Here is an 18,587-nt window from a genome sequence, read left to right as displayed (position 1 = left end):
CCGTGTGACAACGCCGGGAGCGCAGCAGCGCTTCCGGCGTTGTTTTTTAGGCACGGAAGAAGAGAAGGGCGGTGGCCCGTTCAGGCCGGCAGCGGCGGAACGATCGTCGCTTGCGGCACGGGCGGCGCCGGGGGCGCGATGCGGTACAGCAGCGTCTCGACGTCGGCGTCGGACGGCGCGGTATTGTCGAACATCACGATCCCGTCGCATTCGTCGCCGGTCGGCACGAAGCGGCGTTGCCGGTATTCGTCCCAGTGCGCGAGCTTGTAGGCGTCGTTCGGGTTGCCGCGCGCGACGATCCGCTCGTGCGCGACGTCTTCGGCCGTATGAACCCAGACGACGGTCAGCGTGACGTCGGGCGCAATGCCGAGCCACGCGCGATCGAGGATGCGCCGGTCGCGTACTTCGCGCGACAGCGGGCCGACCACCAGCGCGCCGATGCCGAGCGCGAGGTTTTCGCGGGCGGTGTCGAGCAGGCCCTGGTATTCGGGGTCGCGCAGATGCTTCAGATAGAGCGGGCTGTCGCGGTCGTTCGGGTCCGACGTGAGGGCGCCCATCGCGGCCGAACTGTAGCGGCCGTACAGCGTGTCCTTGTCGAGCAGGCAGAAGGCCTCGCCGGTCGCGCGCATCAGCGGCCCGATCAGCCGCTTCGCGAGCGTGGTCTTGCCGGTGCCGGCATGGCCGCAAAAGAACACCAGGTGGGTCACGAATACCGGCTCCGCGAACCCGCACGCGACGTGTCGGAGCGCTTGTCGTCGCGCGAGAACACTTCCGCTTCCAGCCACATCGCATTGATGATGCCGAAGCCGAGGGCCACACCGATGCCGAGTATCCACGCGAAATACCACATGGGTTTGTCTCCTGGACGGTTGGGGCGCACGAGCGTGCCGTGAGCCTGTCGAAGCGATGCCGCGTGCAGCCTGCGGCGCATGCAGTCCGATCATGACCAATATCGGCGCGACGCGCAAGCCGGGCCGCCGGCGCGGCAAACCGGTAAACTGACGCGCAAACGGCAACATCACGGACACCATGCTGATCAACTGTGCTGCATACCAGGACGGCCGCAAGCTGGCCGACATCGATATCGACGCCATCAGTGACTACGTGTCGAAACCCGAGTGTTTCGTGTGGGTGGCGCTGAAGGATCCGACGCCCGAGGAAATCGATCTGATGGGCGAAGAGTTCGGGCTGCACGAGCTGGCGCTCGAGGATGCCCGCAACGGGCATCAGCGGGCGAAGATCGAGGAGTACGGCGACTCGCTGTTCGCCGTGCTGCACACGGTCGAACTCGACGACGACGACGAATTCAAGGTCGGCGAGATGAACGTGTTCGTCGGCTCGAACTACGTGCTGTCGATCCGCAACCATACGGAACAGGACTTCCGCGAGGTGCGCAAGCGCTGCGAGCGCGAGCCGCATCTGCTGAAGGAAGGCTCGGCGTTCGTGTTCTATGCGCTGATGGACCAGATCGTCGATCGCTATTTCCCGATCCTCGAGACGCTCGGCAGCGAGCTCGAGGAGCTCGAGGACCGCATCTTCACGAAGGCTTCGCCGTCATCGTCGCGCGCGATCATCGAGGATCTCTATTCGCTCAAGCGTCGGCTCGTGATGCTGTACCAGCACACGGCGCCGCTGCTCGAACCGCTCGCGAAGCTCACCGGCGGCCGGATTCCGCAGGTCTGCAGCGGGATGGAACATTATTTCCGCGACGTGTACGACCATCTGCAGCGGATCGTGAAGACGATCGAAGGGCGGCGCGAGATGGTCGTGACTGCGATCCAGGTCAACCTCGGGATGATCTCGCTCGCCGAGAACGAGGTGACCAAGCGGCTCGGTTCGTTCGCCGCGCTGTTCGCGATTCCGACGATGATCGCCGGCATCTACGGGATGAACTTCGCGAACATGCCCGAGCTGCATCTCAAATACGGCTTCTACGGCTGCATCGCGGTGATGCTCGCGGCCGATCTCGGGCTGTGGTGGCGGTTCAAGCGGGCGGGGTGGCTGTAGCCGCGCCTGTCGCTGTGCGCCGCTAGCGCGGCGCGTGCTTGCCGACCACGACACGCCATGGCCGCACGCGCCACGACTTGACGAGGCCGTTCTGCACGTACGGATCGGCGCGCGCGAACGATTCGGCGGCCTCCGGCGAATCGCCTTCGAACACGAGCACGGCCAGGTCGGCCGGATCCTGCAACGCGCCGGCGAGCACGAGCTCGCCGCGTTCGGTTGCGGCCTGCGCGAGTGCGAGGTGCTCGGCGCGGAACGGTTCGCGCCGGGCCAAGTAATCGTCGACGAGATCGTAGATCAGCTGGTAATGCATGGTCGCTCCCGGAATCGGTTGCCGCGCGGGGGCGGCGGCCGGCTCAGTATAGGACACGGTTCGGTCTTTGTCGGCGCGGCTCGCGGCGATTCGCCCGGCGTGTTCGGACGAGTTTGCGTGGCGACGCCGCTGGGCATTTTTGCGTTCCTGTCTTTTCCTTTAAATGCAACTAACGGTCTATCGCTGGTCCGTCGTCGGATTGCGATGTGCTGTCGCGACGAGACGTCCATCGGCGAACTTTGTCTTCAGGAAAGGTGGCTCGATGAGCGTATTCCGGGTCCGGATTTCACATGCCGGCGAGGGCGGACGAACCGTCGGAAAAGGGGCCGCAGCCGGCCGTCGGCCGGCCCGTACGGACGCCGCGCGAGGGCGTTTCCATTGGCCAGAATGCGACCTATGCTGAACGAATCCGGTGCGAACTTCGTTCGCCCGATTCGCCCAGACGAGGTGTGCCATGCCTGTATCAGCCACCCTGCAGGATTGCCTGCGCCAGAAGTCATCGCGGTACGAAGTCGTGTACCACCCGTATAGTCATACCAGCATGGAGACGGCCGCCGCCGCGCATATCCCCGGCAATCGTCTCGCGAAAACCGTGCTGCTCGAGGACGACGAAGGCTACGTCGCCGCCGTGCTGCCGACGTCGCACGCGGTGCGGCTGTCGGACCTCTGGGTCAAGACCGGCCGCCATCTCGTGCTCGCCAGGGAAATCGAGCTGCGCGAACTGTTCAAGGATTGCGACATGGGCGCGTTGCCGCCGGTGTGTATGGCCTACGGGATGAAGACGTTCCTCGAGGAGCATCTCGCGGAGCAGCCGGAAGTGTATTTCGAGGCCGGCGACCACGAAGCGCTGATCCACATGATGCAGGACGAATTCCTGTCGCTGATGGAGACGGCCGAGCGCGCGCATTTCTCGCACAGGATGCAGGGAATGTGGGTGTCTTGATCGGCTTGGCGCGGGTGGTTGCGATGGAGGGAGACGGCGTCCGGTGGGCGGTGGGCGGACGCGGAGGCAACCGTGCGCCGCTGATTTTGTCGAGGCGGCGGCGTGCTGGAACCGGTGGTTGGCGGCGACCGATGAGGTGGGATGCTTGAAGAATTTTTTAAACTAGTTGAGTCTGGAAGACGGACCCGATTAGGAGATGCGGATGTCGTGCGAAAAGTGTCGCAGCTTCGGCAGAACGCGTTCTAACTATGAATATCTTGGTATAAATATCTTGGTATAAATATTTCCAGGCACGCGGAGCTGTACCGATGCACGAATTGCGGTCAGTTTCTGGAGATTGCTGCGGAAGCTCGAGCGCCGTATTTTCTTACGCTCGAGCAGGCCAACGAGTACTTTCCGGATGCGCGCAAAGAACTCGTAAAGATTGCGCCGCGAAAGTGAGGGGTGGCGGACTGGTCAAGATCCACCGATGTTCAGTGGTGGTTTCCGGTGAATTTGTTATTTGACATAATCACAGTTATCAACCGAATGGTTGTAAGAGCAAAGTTGTAATGTCGTATCTGGGCAAAGTTGAAATGTCGTAGTTCGAGGGTTTCGGCGCATGCTGGCGGCGGTTTGAACTGCCGGAGCGCATCGTGGGCCAACCTGGACTGATCACCATGAGCATGCGGGAGCTGGACCGTCGGAAGGTCGTGGAAGCCGTGATCGAGCAGCATCTGATGCCTTGGCGAGCCGCGGAGCGGCTCGGGATCAGTCGCCGGCAGATTGAACGGCTGGTCGCCCGGTATCGCGCTGCTGGCCCGGTCGGGCTGATTTCGCAGCGTCGTGGTCACGCGAGCAACCATCAACTGCCCGAGGATTTGGCGCATCGTGCCTTGAGCCTGATTCGTGAGCGCTACGCCGATTTCGGGCCGACGCTGGCCTGCGAGAAGCTGTGGGAATGCCACGGGCTGCAGTTGTCGAAGGAGACGGTCAGAAGGCTGATGACGGACGCCGGGCTGTGGATTCCGCGCCGGCAACGACCGCCGAAGGTTTATCAGCCGCGAGCGCGCCGGGCTTGCCTCGGCGAACTGATCCAGATCGACGGCAGCGATCATCGGTGGTTCGAGGAACGGGCACCGGCCTGCACGCTGTTGGTGTATGTGGACGACGCGACGAGCCGGCTGATGATGCTGCACTTCACGCAGACCGAATCGACCTTCAACTACTTACGCGCCCTCCTTCATCGCCGCCTAAAACGCGCGCTTCGCGAAATCGCCGAAGCGCGACCTCGATACGCATCGGCCGCTACACCCGCGCGGCCGACGACGCTCTTTTCTCTCCTCCAACGAAGCCAGACAATCGCGTTGCCTTGCATGGTCTGGATTGCTCTCCGAACGCCCGAAATGGCGCGTGATGTACCGATCTCCTTCCCCCGATACCGATCGCCCTTCACCCTGCGATGCACGTCGAAAATGGAACCCAGCCACGTTTTCGCACACGAGAGTTTCGATCTAAAACAAATCTATTGTGATAAGAAAAGTTATCCAGATAGATGCATGAATTTCCGAATCATGCTTTCCGGATCAACACGTCCTGCGTTACACGGCTGCATCGATCGACGCCCAGCATCGCCATGTTCCGGTCCACCTCGTCGCGCAACAGGCCGATCGCGTGCAGCACGCCCGCTTCCCCGGCCACCGCCGCCGCGTAATTGAACGGCCGCCCGACGAACACCATCCGTGCGCCCATGGCGACCGCCTTCAGCACGTCCGATCCGCGCCGAAAGCCGCTGTCGATCATCACCGGGTAATCCGCGCCGAGCGCGCGAACCACGTCGGGCAGGATTCGCATCGGCGACACCGCGCCGTCCAGCTGGCGGCCGCCATGGTTGGACAGGATGATCCCGTCCGCACCCGCGTCGCGCGCGATGACGGCGTCTTCCACACTGAGGATGCCCTTGATCACCAGCTCGCCCTTCCACGCCTGCCGGATCCGCGCGAGATGCCCCCAGTCGAGATGGTCGCGTGCGGAGAAATCCCGCAGCACCGACGACGACACAATCGGTGCACCGCGTGTCGCAAAGGAATTTTCGAAATGCGGCATGCCATGCGCGAGAAGCGTCCGCGCGAAGGTGCCCGCGAGCCAGCGCGGGCGCGTGATGCCGTCCCAGAACAACCGCGGGCCGGGGCGCAGCGGCGTGCTGAAACCGGTGCGCACGTTGTTCTCGCGATTGGCGGACACGGGGATGTCGACCGTAATTACGAGCGTCCGGTAGCCGGCGCGCGCGACACGTTCGAGCAAGGCGGTGATGCGCTCGGCATCGCCGGGCAGGTACGCCTGGAACCACGTGCCCGGCGCGGCGGCGGCCACCTCCTCCAGCGGGATGAGCGACGAGCCGCTCATGATCGACGCGATGCCCGCGCGCTGCGCGGCGCGCGCAAGCACGATATCGCCGCGATAGGCCGACAGCGCATGGATACCCATCGGCGCGATGCCGAACGGCGACGCATAGCGCCGTCCGAACAGCTCGACCGCCTGCTGCCGTTGCGACACGTTGCGCAGCACGCGCGTGGCAAACCCGTACTCGTCGAACACGGCACGGTTGTCGTCGCGCGTGCGGTTGTCTTCCGCCGCGCCGCTGACATAGCCGAAGATCGGGCGCGGCAGCACGCGGCGTGCCGCGGCCTCGAAATCGTGAAGACTCAGCATGTTGCGCAGCACGCGCGGCGTGCGCGTATCGGCCTGCGGGCGGCTTGCTGCGGAAAGGGAGGATGCGGACGGGGTCATTTCAGCGGCCTGTTGTCGAATCGATGCGGGAATTTTAGGTCCGCGCGAGGTTCATAAAAAGCGATAATCTTCCAATGAATTTGTTCGATAAAAGCGAAAGACAATGGCGACCCCGACTCTCAAGCAACTCGATGCGTTCTACTGGGCTGCGACGTGCGCCAACTTCTCGACCGCGGCGCAACGGCTGCATCTGTCGGTGTCGTCGTTGTCCAAGCGCATCAACGAACTGGAACAGGTCGTCGAGCGCACGCTGTTCGACCGGAGCGGCCATCGGGCCGTACTGACCGACGACGGCGAGGCGCTGTTGCCGGCCGTGGTGCGCGTGCTGGAATCCGTCGCGGCGCTGCAGGACTCGGTGGCACGGGACGAAGGATTGAGCGGCCGGCTGCGTTTCGGGGTCGGCGAGCTGTCGGCGTTGACGTGGCTGCCGCGTTTCGTGGCGGCCGTCCAGAAGCAACATCCGAAGCTGGCGCTGGAGCCGTATGTGGACGTGGGGGCGGCGCTCGAAGAGAAAGTCGATGCGGGCGAGCTGGACTTCGCGGTCATCGCGGGCCGCTCGTCGCGCGGCAGCGTGCTGTCGCAGCCGGTCGCGGAAGCGCGCTTCGCGTGGATGGCGGCCGACGCGCTGGTCGGCCGCGAGCGCGTGCTGACGCCGGCGCTGATCGCCCGCCACGCGCTGGTGCTGCTGCCGTCCGGTTCGGGCGTGACGCGCATTCTCGACGACTGGCTGCTGGCGTGCGGCATCAATCACGCGCGCAGGATCGCGTGCAACAACTGGAGTGCGGTGGCCGGCATGTTGCGTGAAGGCGTCGGCATCGGCTTTCTGCCGGTCGACTGGGCACGCGCGCGGCTGGGCGGCGACCTCGTGGAGCTGGCGAGCGAGCCGCCGCTGGCGCCGCTTCCGTATGCGTTCCAGTGGCGTCGCGGCGACGTGCGCGGGCTGATTCCGTCGATGTTGTCGCTGGTGCGGCAATACGCGGATTTCCGCTGACAGGTAACAGCTACCGGGCCGCCGGCGTTACGCGCGGGCGGCCCGGTAGCGGCGGGCGATCGTCACGCTTCGTCGATCCGCGACACGCGCTTGGGATCGGGCATCCACAGATAGCACAGCAGCGAAACGAGCACGCAGGCCGACACGTAATAGAAGAACCACGCTTCGTGTCCGATGCTCTTCATCCACAGCGCGACGTACTCGGCGGTTCCGCCGAACAGCGACACCGTGATCGCGTACGGCAATCCCACGCCCAGTGCGCGCACGCCGACCGGGAACAGTTCGGCCTTCGCCACCGCGCTGACCGACGAATACAGGCTGACGATCAGGAGTGCGACGATGAGCAGCGCGAGTGCGCCGCCGGTCGTCTGAACGCCGCTGAGGGCCTGGAAGATCGGCACGGTGCAGAGCGTGCCGAGTACGCCGAACGCGATGAGCAGCGGACGGCGGCCGATGCGATCGGACAGGCTGCCGAAGATCGGCTGCATCACGACGAACGCCAGCAGGCTGAGCACGGAAACCATCGATGCGTTGGCCTTGCTCATCCCCGCGCTGTTGACGAGGAATTTCTGCATGTACGTCGTGTACGCATAAAACGCGACGGTGCCGCCGAGCGTCAGGCCGGCCACGATCAGGCATTCGCGCTTGTGGCGAAACAGGTCCGCGATCGATGCGTGGCGACGCTTGCTCCGGCGATGCTGCTCGAACGACGCCGTTTCCTCCATGTTGCTGCGCAGGAAGATCGCGCTGCAGGCGAGCAGCGATCCAAGCAGGAACGGGATGCGCCAACCCCAGCTTTCGAGTTGCGCGGTGGTCAGGAAAAACTGCTGCAGCACCACCAGGACGCCCATCGCGAGCAACTGGCCGAGCGACAAGGTCGCGAACAGGAAGCTCGAATAGAAACCGCGGCTGGACGGGTCGGCCATTTCGCTCAGGTACGTTGCCGAACTGGCGTATTCGCCGCCGAGGCTCAACCCTTGCAGCAGGCGCGCCGTGACCAGCAGCACGGGCGCGGCGATGCCGATGGTCGCGTAGCCGGGCGTCAGGCCGATGATCAGCGAGCCGGCGCACATGGCCAGCACCGAGACGAGCAGCGCGGCCTTGCGCCCCTTGCGATCCGCGTACATGCCGACGAGCCAGCCGCCGATCGGACGCATGATGAAGCCGACGGCAAAGATGGCCGCCGTATTCAGCAACTGCACGGTCAGGTTGCCGTTCGGAAAGAATGCCTTCGCGAAGTACAGCGAAAACGCCGAATAGACGTACCAGTCGTAATACTCGATGAGGTTGCCTACCGATCCGCTGAAGATGGATCGCAGGTTCGCGAGGGTTCCGGTCCGCCGGGAATCCGTGGCGGTTGCAACAGGGCTGACGCGCGACACGTGAGGTCTCCGTTTCGATTGTGCTCGTTGTCCGGGCAAGCGCGGGCCGTGGGCGCCCCGCCTTGCGATCGGGTGCGGCAAGGTTAGAAGAGACGGTGCTTTGTAGAAAGCGAAATAATGACAATGAGTTTGTTCGCTTTATGGAAAGGCCAAGTGAGTGAATCGCCCTTCTCCACCGCTTGCCCGGAACCGGTCATCTTCCCGCGATCCCCTATTATCAGGGTTCGATCGTCGAAAAGCCTTGTCGGGAAAGGCGCTGTGCGTTTCAGATACGTTGGAATACAAAATATCGCATGCGATTTAATCGAATGCGCTTGACGTGCGGAGGCGCATCGACCAAACTGCATCGCATGCGATCGAATCGCATCTGAGACAAACCTTCGAACCTGACGGAGTGAACGATGAGCAAGATCGAAAAAGTGCTGTACACGGGCAAGACGCATACGACTTCCGGCGGCCGCGACGGCGCCGCACGCAGTTCCGACGGCCGCCTCGACATTCAGTTGTCGTCGCCGGGCAGCGCGGGCACCGGCACCAACCCGGAACAACTGTTCGCCGCCGGCTGGTCGGCCTGCTTCATCGGCGCGATGCAGCTTGCGGCGCGCGCGGCGAAGGTGACGCTGCCGGCCGATCTCGCGGTCGATGCCGAAGTGGACCTCGGCACGGGCGGCAACGCGTACTTCCTGCAGGCGCGCCTGAACGTGAGCGCGCCGGGGCTCGACCGTGACGTCGTGCAGCACATCGTCGATACCGCGCATCAGACCTGCCCGTATTCGAAGGCGACGCGCGGCAACATCGACGTCGAGATCCACATCGCCTGAACGCATCATCGGGCGGAGCGCCGCCCTCGCACCTGTCCTTCCATTTTCTTGTCGAGGTAAATGATGAAAACCCAACTGATCGCTGCCCTGCTCGTCGCCGTGTCCGCTGCCGTGGCTGCACCGGCCTTTGCCAATGAATCCGGCGTGACGCGTGCACAAGTGCGCGCCGAACTCGTGCAGCTCGAGGTGGCCGGTTATGCGCCGGGCCGTGCGAACGATCCGCACTATCCGAACGACCTGCAGGCCGCGCTGGCCCGTATCCATGTCCATGCAAACGACGCCGTGACGGCCGATACGGTGACGTCCGGCTACGGCAGCGACACTGCCGCCGTCACGCAATCGGGCAGCCGTGCGCCGACACGCGTTGCCGAGCGCTCGATCTACTTCGGTCATTGAACGAAACCGCGAGCGGCGCCGGTTGCCGGCGTACCGCACGCAGCCCCGGAATCCTTTTTTTCTGTATGAGGTGAATGATGAAGACCCGACTGATTGCAGCCCTGCTCGTCGCCGTATCGGCCAGCGTGACCGCGCCGGCATTCGCAAACGAAAGCACCGTGACGCGTGCGCAGGTGCATGCGGAGCTGGCCGCGCTCCAGAAGGCCGGCTATCTGCCGAACCGCCCGAACGATCCGAACTATCCGGACAACCTGCAGGCAGCGCTGAAGCGGATCCGCGACACTGATGCGACGGTGGCCGGCACGCAGGCATCCGGCTACGGCCGCAACGCCGACAGCGCAACGCAATCCGGCAGTCACGTCACGATCCGCACGGCCGAGCGCTCGATCTACTTCGGACATTGAGCGTCACGCCGAAATCGTCGGCAGTGTCCATCCAATAAAGCGCATGCGATGTAATCGCGTGCGCTTTTTGTCGGTGTGCTGCCGGCGCGGACGATCCCGTCTATGCTGTGCGACGGACAGCCTTTACTCGAGGAACCGGCGATGCTGGAAACAACGACAGGACCTGCGGCAGACACGCAGCACCCGCTCGACAACGCGGTATGGAACGCACTCGCCGGCGAGCAGCGCCGTTTCGCGCTGGGTGACGATCGCGCGTTGCGGTTTCCCCCGACGGTCGCGCCGTTTGCCGGCATGGCCGAGCGCAGCGCGGCCGCCTTCGACGCATTGCGTGGCTTGATCGACGAACACGGGCCTGCGGCGCTCGTCACGCCGGACGAAATCCCGACGCCGGCCGGCTTTTCCGTGGTCTGGCGCGCGGTGCTGCATCAGATGGTCTGGCAGGGAACGCTCGATGACGCGCATCCTTTCGAGCATGTCCCGCTGACCGAAGCCGACGTGCCGGAGATGCTCGAACTGATCGCGATGACGGAGCCGGGCCCGTTCGGCCCGCGCACGATCGAATTCGGCGGCTATATCGGTGTTCGCAGGGCGGGCAGGCTCGTGGCGATGAGCGGTCAGCGGCTGAGGGCCGGCGGGCATGTGGAGATCAGCGCCGTGTGCGTGGACCCCGCGTTCCGCGGCCAGGGGCTCGCGGCGGGACTGATTCGATCGTTGATCGCAACCGGTCGCGCACGCGGGGAAACGCCGTTTCTGCACGTGCTCGCGTCGAATCGCGTCGCGATCGAACGCTATCTGGCGCTCGGCTTCGTCACGCGCCGCGACATGCATTTGCTGGTGCTCGGAAGCGCGGCAACCACAGCGAGCGAGCCGGAGAAGCGGCCGTAACCGATGTGGCACGTCGGCCGCTGACGGCCTGACCGGCGCGGAAAATCGCGGAGACGGCAATGACCGGCGAAAGCCGTTTCGCCGGCCGGATATCGAATCGGCGTCGAGTCGCCTGGCCGCCTACTCGTTGACCGAGTCGATCAGATTGCCGCGCAGCGTGACGATCGCCTTCTGCATCTTCGCGAATTCGTCGGGTTTCAGGCCGGTCGCTTCGATCAGGTTCATGTCGAGCCCTTTCTCGCGCACGCGGCGGCCGCTTTTCGTCAGGCTCACGAGCACCTGGCGCTCGTCCGACGGATCGCGATGCCGCTCCAGATAGCCCATTGCCTCGAGCTTCTTCAGGATCGGCGTCAGCGTGTTCGATTCGAGGAACAGCTTTTCGCCGAGTTGCCCGACCGTCTGATTGCCCGCTTCCCACAACGCAATGAGGGTGATGTATTGCGTGTACGTGAGGCCGAGTTCTTCGAGGATCGGTTTGTACGCCTTGCCGAACGCAAGGTTCGTCGAATAGATCGCAAAACACAGAAACTCGGACAGCTTCGGCGTGGCAGGCGATTGTGCTTCGGTCGGTTTCATGAACGTCCTCCATCGACGCGCGATCGGTCGCAGATGAACGCATTATATATCGCGTGCGATCTTATCGGAAGCATGATTATCGTTTCCGATCAAGAGGATGTGTGAGCCCGAGACGCCCGTTCGGGGTCAGCGGCGCGCGCCGCTCCGCTGCCGGCTCACCGACAGCAGCGAGCACTGCACCGGATGCGCGATTTCGGTCGCAAGGCCGCCCGCGGCAAACAGCAGGATCATCAGCCAGCGCTTCATGCGTCCTCCACGACGGAAAGACTCGCGCCGTCGGCGACCGACGCGTCGAGCGCATACGGATCGACACCGTCGAGGCAGCCGAGATTGACGCGCCAGCAGCCGGGGTCCTTGCGCGTCTGGTGGAACGGATAGACGCCGCAGCGGCTGCAGAAATAGTGACGGGCCGTGCGCGTGTTGAAACGGTAGAGCGTGAGTGCGCCCTCGCCTGCGACGATTTTCAGGTCGCGCGCGGGGAACATCGGGCTCATCAGCGCACCGCGGCGGCGGCAGAGGCTGCAGTTGCAGCGAGCCGCCGGCGCAAGCGCGGTAAGGACTTCGAATCGGACGGTCCCGCAATGGCAGGACCCGTTGAACCACGTGGCAGACATGATGCGTTCCTCGAGAGGTCATGCCTGCGTTATAGCGGATGCGTGTCGATGCGTTGTATCGCGCTGTATCCGCACGGCGCGCAGATACAGCGCGATACAATTTTGCGGCGCCGGATACGTGTGGCCGCGTATATCGGGAAATCAGTCCAGCACGTGCTGCAGCCGCGCGATGGCCGCGCGCGTTTCGCGCTCGAGCGTCGCGAACAGTTCCGCGGCCGGCAGCGACCGGACGAGCGGCGCGGCCTGCCCGGCCCATTGCGCGCCGTAGCCGAACTCGCCTTTCGCCTTCGCGGCCGCATGCAGCGCCTTGCCCGCGTCGTAGGCGATCGGATAGGCCGGCGTCGCCGGCGCGTCCGGCGCGTCGCCGAGCGCGGTCAGGCGGTTCGCGATGCCGCGCGCGACGCGGCCGGAAATCGCGCTCGTGAACGTCGTGCGCCATGCGGCATCGCCGAGGATCGCGCGACGATAGCCGTCGTCGATCGACGTCTCCGGGCAGGCGACGAAGGCCGTGCCGAGCTGCGCGGCCTGCGCGCCGAGCGCGAGCGCGGCGGCCACGCCGTCGCCGTCCATGATGCCGCCTGCCGCGATCACCGGCAGCGCGCATTCGCGCACGATCAGGCGCGTCAGCGCGAACGTGCCGAGCCGGTCGTCGCGAGCCGTCGAGTCGAACACGCCGCGGTGCCCGCCGGCCTCGATGCCCTGCGCGACGATCGCGTCGATGCCGGCCGCGGCAATCTGCCGGGCTTCGTCGAGATTCGTCGCGGCCGCGAACAGCGTGATGCCCGCGCGCTTCAACGTGGCGATCGCCTCGTCGGACGGCAACCCGAAATGGAAGCTGACGACGGCGGGTTTTTCATCGAGCAGCATCGCGAGCATCGCTTCGTCCGCGACGAAGCTCGTGTAGATCTCCGACAGCGACGCGGGCGGCGTCGCGCCCTGCTCGCGAAACGCCGGCGCGAGCCAGTCGAGCCACGCGCGTTCGACGGCGGCGTCGGCGACGGCCGGCTGGTGGCAGAACAGGTTGACGTTGAACGGCCGGCCGGTGAGCGCGAGCGTGTCGCGGATCATCTTGCGCGCACCGTCGGCGTTCGTCGCACCGACGCCCAGCGAGCCGAGGCCGCCCGCGTTCGACACGGCCGCCGCCAGCGCCGGCGTGCTGACGCCGGCCATCGGCGCCTGGATGATCGGGACGCGGATGCCGAGCGCGCGCAACAGGGTCCGGTTGTCGGTCGGGGGATTCATCGTCGGTTGTCTCCTGCAATGTCCGGAATTGGAATGCCCCCGCCGCATGCGGACGAAGCTGCCGGGTCGGGGCCGGCATACTGCGCATTTCAGCGGTTTCGCGCAGGGCCGGTGATGCGAAAAGCGGTTTCGAGCGTGTCAGGGCAGCCGTGCGATGATGCTAGTCCAAACGTGCGGCCAAGGCGTGATATACCGTCGGTTTGTCGCGGCGTTGCAACCGAGGCGCCCCGCAACTGCGTCCATGCTACGCCACTACCCAGCCCGCCGGCCCGTTATCGGGCAACGCGGCCGCGCACGCGGTAAACAAACGTCGCGCAGATCGCGAGCAGCGCGGCCGTCACGAAGAACACCGAGTGCAGGCCGAGCGCGACGCCGATCTGGCCGCCGATTACCGGTCCGATTACCTGTCCGCTGAACTGCGCGGATTGTAGATAGCCGAGCATCTGCCCCGTCGCGTGCTCGTCGACGGATTGCCGGACCAGCTTGCCGATCGACGGCAGCAGCCCCGCGAGCGTCATTCCCATCAGCCCGCGCAGCGCGGCGAGCTGCCACCACTGTGTGACGAACGCCTGCGGCACCATCGCAAGCGCGGTCAGCAGCAGGCAGCAGACGATCACGTTCCAACTGCCGATCCGATCGGCGAGCGCGCCGAGCCTGGCAGCGGTCAGCATGCTGCCGAGCGCCGAACATGCCATCACGACGCCCGCAACGCGCGCGAGATGATCGGTGCCGACGCCGAGCCCGCCGATATAGACCGTGATGATGGGCTCGATCGACATGTTTGCGAGCAACACCATCATCGCCGTCACGAGCAGTGCCGCGAGCGCCGCGGAATCCGTACGCCGCGCCGCGCCTGGCGTATTCGTTCGAGTGCGCGTCTTCGCGTCGATTTCCGGGCGAAAGTCCTCTTTCACGATGACGATCGTCAGCAGCGCGGCGACAGCGATCATGGCGCCTCCCGCGAAGAATGTGCCGCGAATGCCGAGCCAGCCCGGCAGCAATCCGCCGACGAGCGGGCCGACGAGGTTGCCCGCGAGCGCGCCTGTCGACAGGATGCCGAGCGCCCAGCCCGCACGCTCGCGCGGCGCCTGGGTGCCGACCATCACGGTCGATGCCGATGCATAGCCGCCGACGAGCCCGGCGATGAGCCGCAGCGCGACGAGTTGATGGACGGTATGCGCGACGCCGATCAGCGACATCACGACGGCCATCCCGATCGCCGCGCGCACGAGCATCGGTTTGCGGCCAAAACGGTCCGCGAGACGGCCCCATAACGGCGCCGTGACCGCAGTGCCAAGAAAGGTGGCGCTGAACGCGACGCCCGACCACCGGATCACGTCCGACTGCGTGTCGACACCGAGTTGCCGCACGTACAGCGGGAGGAACGGCAGCAACATGCTCAGGCTCACGAGCGTCGTGAACGAACCGAACACGCACACGGCCAGATTGCGCCGCCAATAGCGCTCATGGCGTTCGGTATAGCTAGTCGTGGGCCGCTCGGGGCGTGCCGCGGCCGGGGCTTGGGCGGTCGTGCTCATCGCGTCCTCGCCGTGGCGACCAGGTCGACCGCGAATGCCAGCGCCAGCGCGACGGCGCCGACGGTAAACAGGGTTTCGTAATGGCCACCGCCCGATGCGAACAGGAACGACAGGCCGTAGGCGGCCACCGCCTGCATGATCGCGAAGCTGGTCGTCGCGCTGCGCCATGCGCTCTTCGCGACCGACGGATGATGTGCAAGCAGTTCGTTCACGCGTCCAAGCGCGAGCGGCACGATACCCGGCGTGAACGCACCGACCAGCACGCTCGACACGATCAGCGCAGCCGGGCCCATGCCGAGCCTCGGCAGCACGACGGCGACGGCCTCGATCGCGAACGCGATACGCAGCGCGCGGCCGAAGCCGGCGCGATCGGCCAGGTGCCCGCACGCGAGCGGCCCGACGGTCGCGCCGAGACCGTACAGCACCCAGTACTGCGCGCCCGCGTCCACGCCTCTGCCGAGCCCGCGCGCGACATAGTCGACGAGAAAGATCATGTGCGGAACGAGTCCCACCGCGTTTAGCCCGTATTCGACGTACAGCGCGCGCAGGCTGCCGGTCGGCACGTCGCGTCCGTGCGCGGCATGCGACGGGACGGCCGCCGTGGGGGGCACATCGTTCGCGGGCCAGCCGTGCCATGTGGCGGCGGTCAGCAGCAGCGACACGATCGCGAGCCCGAGCCACGTCTCGGTGAGGCCCTGCCGCAGCAGGATCGGTACGATCGTGCCCGATGCCGCGATACCGAGACCGATTCCGGTGAAGATGCCGCCGCTCGCGAACCCGCGCCGTGCCGGCGGCACGTGCGTGAGGATCGCCGGCGCGGCGAGCACCATCAGTGCGCCGCCCGACAGGCCGGACGCGAAACGCCAGACGAAGAACCACAGGAACGACACGGGCGCCGCGCACGCGACGAATGCGAGCGTCGCGAGCAGCATCATCGCGCGCAGCACGGACGTCGAGCCGGCGCGGCGCGCCAGTGTGCCGGCAACGAGTGCCCCGGCCAGATAGCCGCCGAGGTTGGCTGCGCCGAGATATGCGGCGCTCGACTCGGGAAACCAGTGCGCGCCGATGATCGCCGGTAGCAGCGGCGTGTACGCAAACCGTGCCAGGCCGATGCCGATCAGGCTCGCGCTGGCGCCGGACACCGTGCCGCGCCACACGTTGAACGCCGGCGCATGCGGCCGGTCGAGATGCGCTTTTTGCAAGTGGACCTCCATTCACAGGACGGGCGTCCGTACGCCCGTCGGTTGAAGGGAGTCTAGATTGAACCGGAGATCGGGTGAATCCATGAAATGCGGAAGCCATTCTTCCGAATTTCGGTTCAATCTCCGTCGGTCATGGCGGCTAGTTGCGCGAAATGTTCGCGCAGCCGGGGTGTGGCGAAATCGACGAACGTCCGTACCTTCGGGACCGTCAGTCGTCCGTATGGCGTGACCAGATGGATCGGCAGCGGCGCGTGCTCGCTGTCGCGCAGCACGATCCGTAACGCGCCGTCTCGGACCTGCTCGGCGACGTGATACGAGAAGAGCCGCGTGACGCCGTGGCCGGCGAGCGCCGACGCGACGGCGCCGCGGATCGTGTTGACGATGAAGCGCGGCGTGAACTGGACGACCTGCGGAAGCGCCGACCGTCCCGATGGCGGGAAGCTCCACGAATCGAGCCCGAAATGCGTCATCGAGATGATCCGCTGTTGCGCGAGATCGGCGGGAACGGCGATCGGCGGATGCGATGCCAGATAGTCGGGCGCGGCAACGACGACCCGTCGCACCGCGCCGACCGGAATCGCGACGAGCGTCGAATCGGTCAGGTGCGCGATGCGCAGCGCGACGTCGATCCCCTCGTCGATCAGGCTGACGGGGCGGTCGAGCAGTTGCAGCCGAATCGACACGGCAGGATGGCGATCGATGAATTCGTCGAGAAGCGCACGCAGCACGCCTTCGCCCGCGGCGACCGGCGCGGTGACCGTCAAGAGCCCGCGCGGTGCCGAGTGCTCGTCGGCAATCAGCATGTCGGCTTCCTCGAGATCCCCGAGAATGCGGCGGCATGCCGCCGCATAGCGCTCACCGGCTTCGCTCAGGCGGATCGTGCGCGTGGTGCGATACAGCAACGCAGTGCCGGTATGCGCTTCGAGAAAGGCAATCGCACGGCTGACTGCCGCCGGCGAGCGGCCGAGTCGGCGGCTCGCGCCCGCGAGACTGCCCTCGTCCAGCGTGGCGACGAATACCTTCATCGCATCGATTCGGTCCATGGCGTATGAGTGAGCGCAGATGTGGGGGTGTTCGGCGGCGGGAAGGCCAGCGCGCAGTCTACCGTACGCGCGCCGTATCTCCCGACCGGCTCCGTCGGGCCGCTTCATGAAATACTCTTTATCCACGCTTTCTTCCGGAATTGCCGCGATGCGCGAAATGCCTGCCGTGCCCTCGGCCTTTTTCACCGTCACGCGTCGCGCGCTGGCGTGCGTCGCGGCGTTGCTGTTCACCGTGCCCGAATTTGCCGGTTCGACCCCGGACTCGCCTGCCGGGCCGTCGTCGCCTGACGGCCGCACGACACAACACATCCTGTTCGTCGGCGACAGCCTCACGCACGGCCGCTACACGCCCGTGCGTTCGTACGGCGCGATGCGTACCGGCAGCCAGGCGGCCGATGGCGACGCGTCGGTCGTCGACGAAAACGACGGGCAAACCGGCGTGCGCGCGGAACGCGAACCGGGCCCGTGGGGCGGCATTCCGGGCATCGTCGCGCGTTTCGCGCTCGAAGCCGGGCTCGACTATGACGTCCATCTCGAGGCGATGTCGGCGACGAGCCTCGCGAAACACGACCGCGTCGCATCGGACGTGATCGATCGCCCCGTCTGGGATGCGGTCGTGCTGCAGGAACTGAGCGCGAAGCCGCTGCCGTTCGCGCTCACGCACAGCCGCGCCAGCGATCCGGCCGGCTTCTGCGCCAGCGTCGCGAAGCTGGCGCGCGGCATTCGGGCGGCCGCACCGCAGGCACGCGTCTATCTGTACGAAACCTGGCCGCGCGCCGATCTCGCGAAAGCGCTCGCCGGCGCGCCGGACAGCGACGGTTTTCACGCGCGCTACGTCGAGCGTCTCGCCGAGCTCGTCGCCGCGTATCGCGATGCGTACGAAGGCGCGCGCCGGACCGACCCGTCGATCGTTGCCGTCGCACCGGTCGGGCGCGCGTGGCAGCGTGCGTGGGCGACGGGGGGCGTCGCCGCCGATCCGTATGCGCCGTCCGGCGCGCCGCTGCTGTGGTACGGCATCCGCGCGCAGAACGACCCGCCGATCTCGCGGCCCGACTATCTGCATCCGGGCGTGCTCGGCGCGTATCTGAGCGCGCTCGTGCTGTTCCAGCAGATCAGCGGCGTCGACGTCCGCACGTTCGGGGCGCGCGAGCAGGCGGCCGCGCAGCTCGGCATCGCGCCGGACATGGCGGCAAGCCTGCAGGCCGTCGCGTCGGATACGGTGCGGCATGAACAAGCGGACGCAAAGGCGGCCGCCGAACACGCCGATCCGTGCGCATTGCCGTGAACCCGGACGGCGCACGCCAGTCGTTGAGCTGACGAGCTGACGAGCTGACGAGCTGACGAGCTGACGAGCTGACGAGCTGACGAGCTGACGAGCTGACGAGCTGACGAGCTGACGAGCTGACGAGCTGACGAGCTGACGAATGCGCGAGGTGCGCCGCGCCGGTGCATTCAACCGTGCGC

General features: G+C 65.8%; 19 protein-coding genes and 1 pseudogene. 9 read left to right on the top strand and 11 right to left on the bottom strand.

What is annotated here, in order from left to right:
- Positions 1–80: 80 nt before the first annotated feature.
- Complete coding sequence (locus DCN14_RS23495) at positions 81–707, bottom strand: ATP-binding protein (RefSeq protein ID WP_096505229.1); 627 nt, start codon at positions 705–707, stop codon at positions 81–83.
- A complete protein-coding gene (gene cydX, locus DCN14_RS23490) occupies positions 704–850 on the bottom strand; it encodes a cytochrome bd-I oxidase subunit CydX (RefSeq protein ID WP_096505231.1) in 147 nt (48 codons plus the stop codon). The genes DCN14_RS23495 and cydX overlap by 4 nt, the downstream gene beginning before the upstream one ends.
- A gap of 179 nt (positions 851–1,029) precedes the next feature.
- Here cydX and corA point away from each other — a divergent pair, with 179 nt between their 5' ends.
- The gene (gene corA, locus DCN14_RS23485; protein WP_096505234.1) at positions 1,030–2,007 is read left to right on the top strand and encodes a magnesium/cobalt transporter CorA; all 978 of its coding nucleotides are present in this window, start codon (positions 1,030–1,032) and stop codon (positions 2,005–2,007) included.
- Between the two features lie 22 nt (positions 2,008–2,029).
- Here corA and DCN14_RS23480 read toward each other — a convergent pair whose 3' ends face one another.
- Positions 2,030–2,317 carry a YciI-like protein gene (locus DCN14_RS23480; protein WP_096505236.1) on the bottom strand — a complete coding sequence of 96 codons (288 nt, stop codon included), beginning with the start codon at positions 2,315–2,317 and terminating at the stop codon, positions 2,030–2,032.
- Positions 2,318–2,771: 454 nt separating this feature from the next.
- Between DCN14_RS23480 and DCN14_RS23475 the strand changes: the two genes are divergently transcribed.
- Together DCN14_RS23475 and DCN14_RS23465 are read left to right on the top strand one after the other, a co-directional pair.
- Positions 2,772–3,260, top strand: a complete 489-nt coding sequence (locus tag DCN14_RS23475) for a YbaK/EbsC family protein (RefSeq protein ID WP_096505238.1) — start codon at positions 2,772–2,774, stop codon at positions 3,258–3,260.
- Positions 3,261–3,919: 659 nt separating this feature from the next.
- Positions 3,920–4,468: pseudogene (locus DCN14_RS23465) on the top strand (helix-turn-helix domain-containing protein); the annotation flags it as partial.
- Between the two features lie 343 nt (positions 4,469–4,811).
- Here DCN14_RS23465 and DCN14_RS23460 read toward each other — a convergent pair.
- Entirely contained in the window at positions 4,812–6,029 is a 1,218-nt protein-coding gene (locus tag DCN14_RS23460; RefSeq protein ID WP_096505240.1) for an alpha-hydroxy acid oxidase, read from the bottom strand.
- Positions 6,030–6,132: 103 nt separating this feature from the next.
- On the opposite strand from DCN14_RS23460, the gene DCN14_RS23455 reads away from it, so the two are divergent.
- A complete protein-coding gene (locus DCN14_RS23455) occupies positions 6,133–7,020 on the top strand; it encodes a LysR family transcriptional regulator (protein WP_096505242.1) in 888 nt (295 codons plus the stop codon).
- 62 nt (positions 7,021–7,082) lie between these two features.
- On the opposite strand, the gene DCN14_RS23450 is transcribed toward DCN14_RS23455, so the two are convergent.
- Complete coding sequence (locus tag DCN14_RS23450) at positions 7,083–8,402, bottom strand: MFS transporter (RefSeq protein WP_096505244.1); 1,320 nt, start codon at positions 8,400–8,402, stop codon at positions 7,083–7,085.
- 401 nt (positions 8,403–8,803) lie between these two features.
- Here DCN14_RS23450 and DCN14_RS23445 point away from each other — a divergent pair, with 401 nt between their 5' ends.
- From DCN14_RS23445 to DCN14_RS23430, 4 genes are all read left to right on the top strand, one after another.
- On the top strand, positions 8,804–9,223 hold the full coding sequence (locus DCN14_RS23445; protein WP_096505246.1) for an organic hydroperoxide resistance protein: 420 nt from the start codon (positions 8,804–8,806) through the stop codon (positions 9,221–9,223).
- Positions 9,224–9,286: 63 nt separating this feature from the next.
- Complete coding sequence (locus tag DCN14_RS23440; protein ID WP_096505452.1) at positions 9,287–9,619, top strand: DUF4148 domain-containing protein; 333 nt, start codon at positions 9,287–9,289, stop codon at positions 9,617–9,619.
- A gap of 74 nt (positions 9,620–9,693) precedes the next feature.
- Positions 9,694–10,023 carry a DUF4148 domain-containing protein gene (locus DCN14_RS23435; protein WP_096505248.1) on the top strand — a complete coding sequence of 110 codons (330 nt, stop codon included), beginning with the start codon at positions 9,694–9,696 and terminating at the stop codon, positions 10,021–10,023.
- 141 nt (positions 10,024–10,164) lie between these two features.
- A complete protein-coding gene (locus DCN14_RS23430; protein ID WP_096505250.1) occupies positions 10,165–10,908 on the top strand; it encodes a GNAT family N-acetyltransferase in 744 nt (247 codons plus the stop codon).
- Positions 10,909–11,028: 120 nt separating this feature from the next.
- On the opposite strand, the gene DCN14_RS23425 is transcribed toward DCN14_RS23430, so the two are convergent.
- The 6 genes from DCN14_RS23425 to DCN14_RS23400 all read right to left on the bottom strand — a co-directional run bounded on the left by DCN14_RS23425 (position 11,029) and on the right by DCN14_RS23400 (position 17,123).
- Positions 11,029–11,484, bottom strand: coding sequence for a MarR family transcriptional regulator (locus DCN14_RS23425; RefSeq protein ID WP_096505252.1), 456 nt, complete (start codon positions 11,482–11,484; stop codon positions 11,029–11,031).
- 242 nt (positions 11,485–11,726) lie between these two features.
- Entirely contained in the window at positions 11,727–12,098 is a 372-nt protein-coding gene (locus DCN14_RS23420) for a GFA family protein (RefSeq protein ID WP_096505254.1), read from the bottom strand.
- 141 nt (positions 12,099–12,239) lie between these two features.
- The gene (locus DCN14_RS23415; RefSeq protein ID WP_096505256.1) at positions 12,240–13,340 is read right to left on the bottom strand and encodes a nitronate monooxygenase; all 1,101 of its coding nucleotides are present in this window, start codon (positions 13,338–13,340) and stop codon (positions 12,240–12,242) included.
- A gap of 272 nt (positions 13,341–13,612) precedes the next feature.
- Entirely contained in the window at positions 13,613–14,878 is a 1,266-nt protein-coding gene (locus DCN14_RS23410) for an MFS transporter (protein ID WP_096505258.1), read from the bottom strand.
- Positions 14,875–16,080, bottom strand: a complete 1,206-nt coding sequence (locus tag DCN14_RS23405) for a YbfB/YjiJ family MFS transporter (protein ID WP_240327324.1) — start codon at positions 16,078–16,080, stop codon at positions 14,875–14,877. The genes DCN14_RS23410 and DCN14_RS23405 overlap by 4 nt, the downstream gene beginning before the upstream one ends.
- Positions 16,081–16,196: 116 nt before the next feature.
- Positions 16,197–17,123 (bottom strand): LysR family transcriptional regulator, encoded by a 927-nt coding sequence (locus DCN14_RS23400; protein WP_096505262.1) that lies wholly within the window; start codon positions 17,121–17,123, stop codon positions 16,197–16,199.
- 148 nt (positions 17,124–17,271) lie between these two features.
- Between DCN14_RS23400 and DCN14_RS23395 the strand changes: the two genes are divergently transcribed.
- Complete coding sequence (locus DCN14_RS23395; protein ID WP_096505264.1) at positions 17,272–18,408, top strand: hypothetical protein; 1,137 nt, start codon at positions 17,272–17,274, stop codon at positions 18,406–18,408.
- Positions 18,409–18,587 lie beyond the last annotated feature (179 nt).

It is taken from the genome of Burkholderia sp. IDO3, from assembly GCF_003366075.1.
Lineage (GTDB): Bacteria > Pseudomonadota > Gammaproteobacteria > Burkholderiales > Burkholderiaceae > Burkholderia > Burkholderia anthina.
Note: the sequence above shows the minus strand (reverse complement) of the source record. Positions and strands in the feature narration are given on the sequence as shown.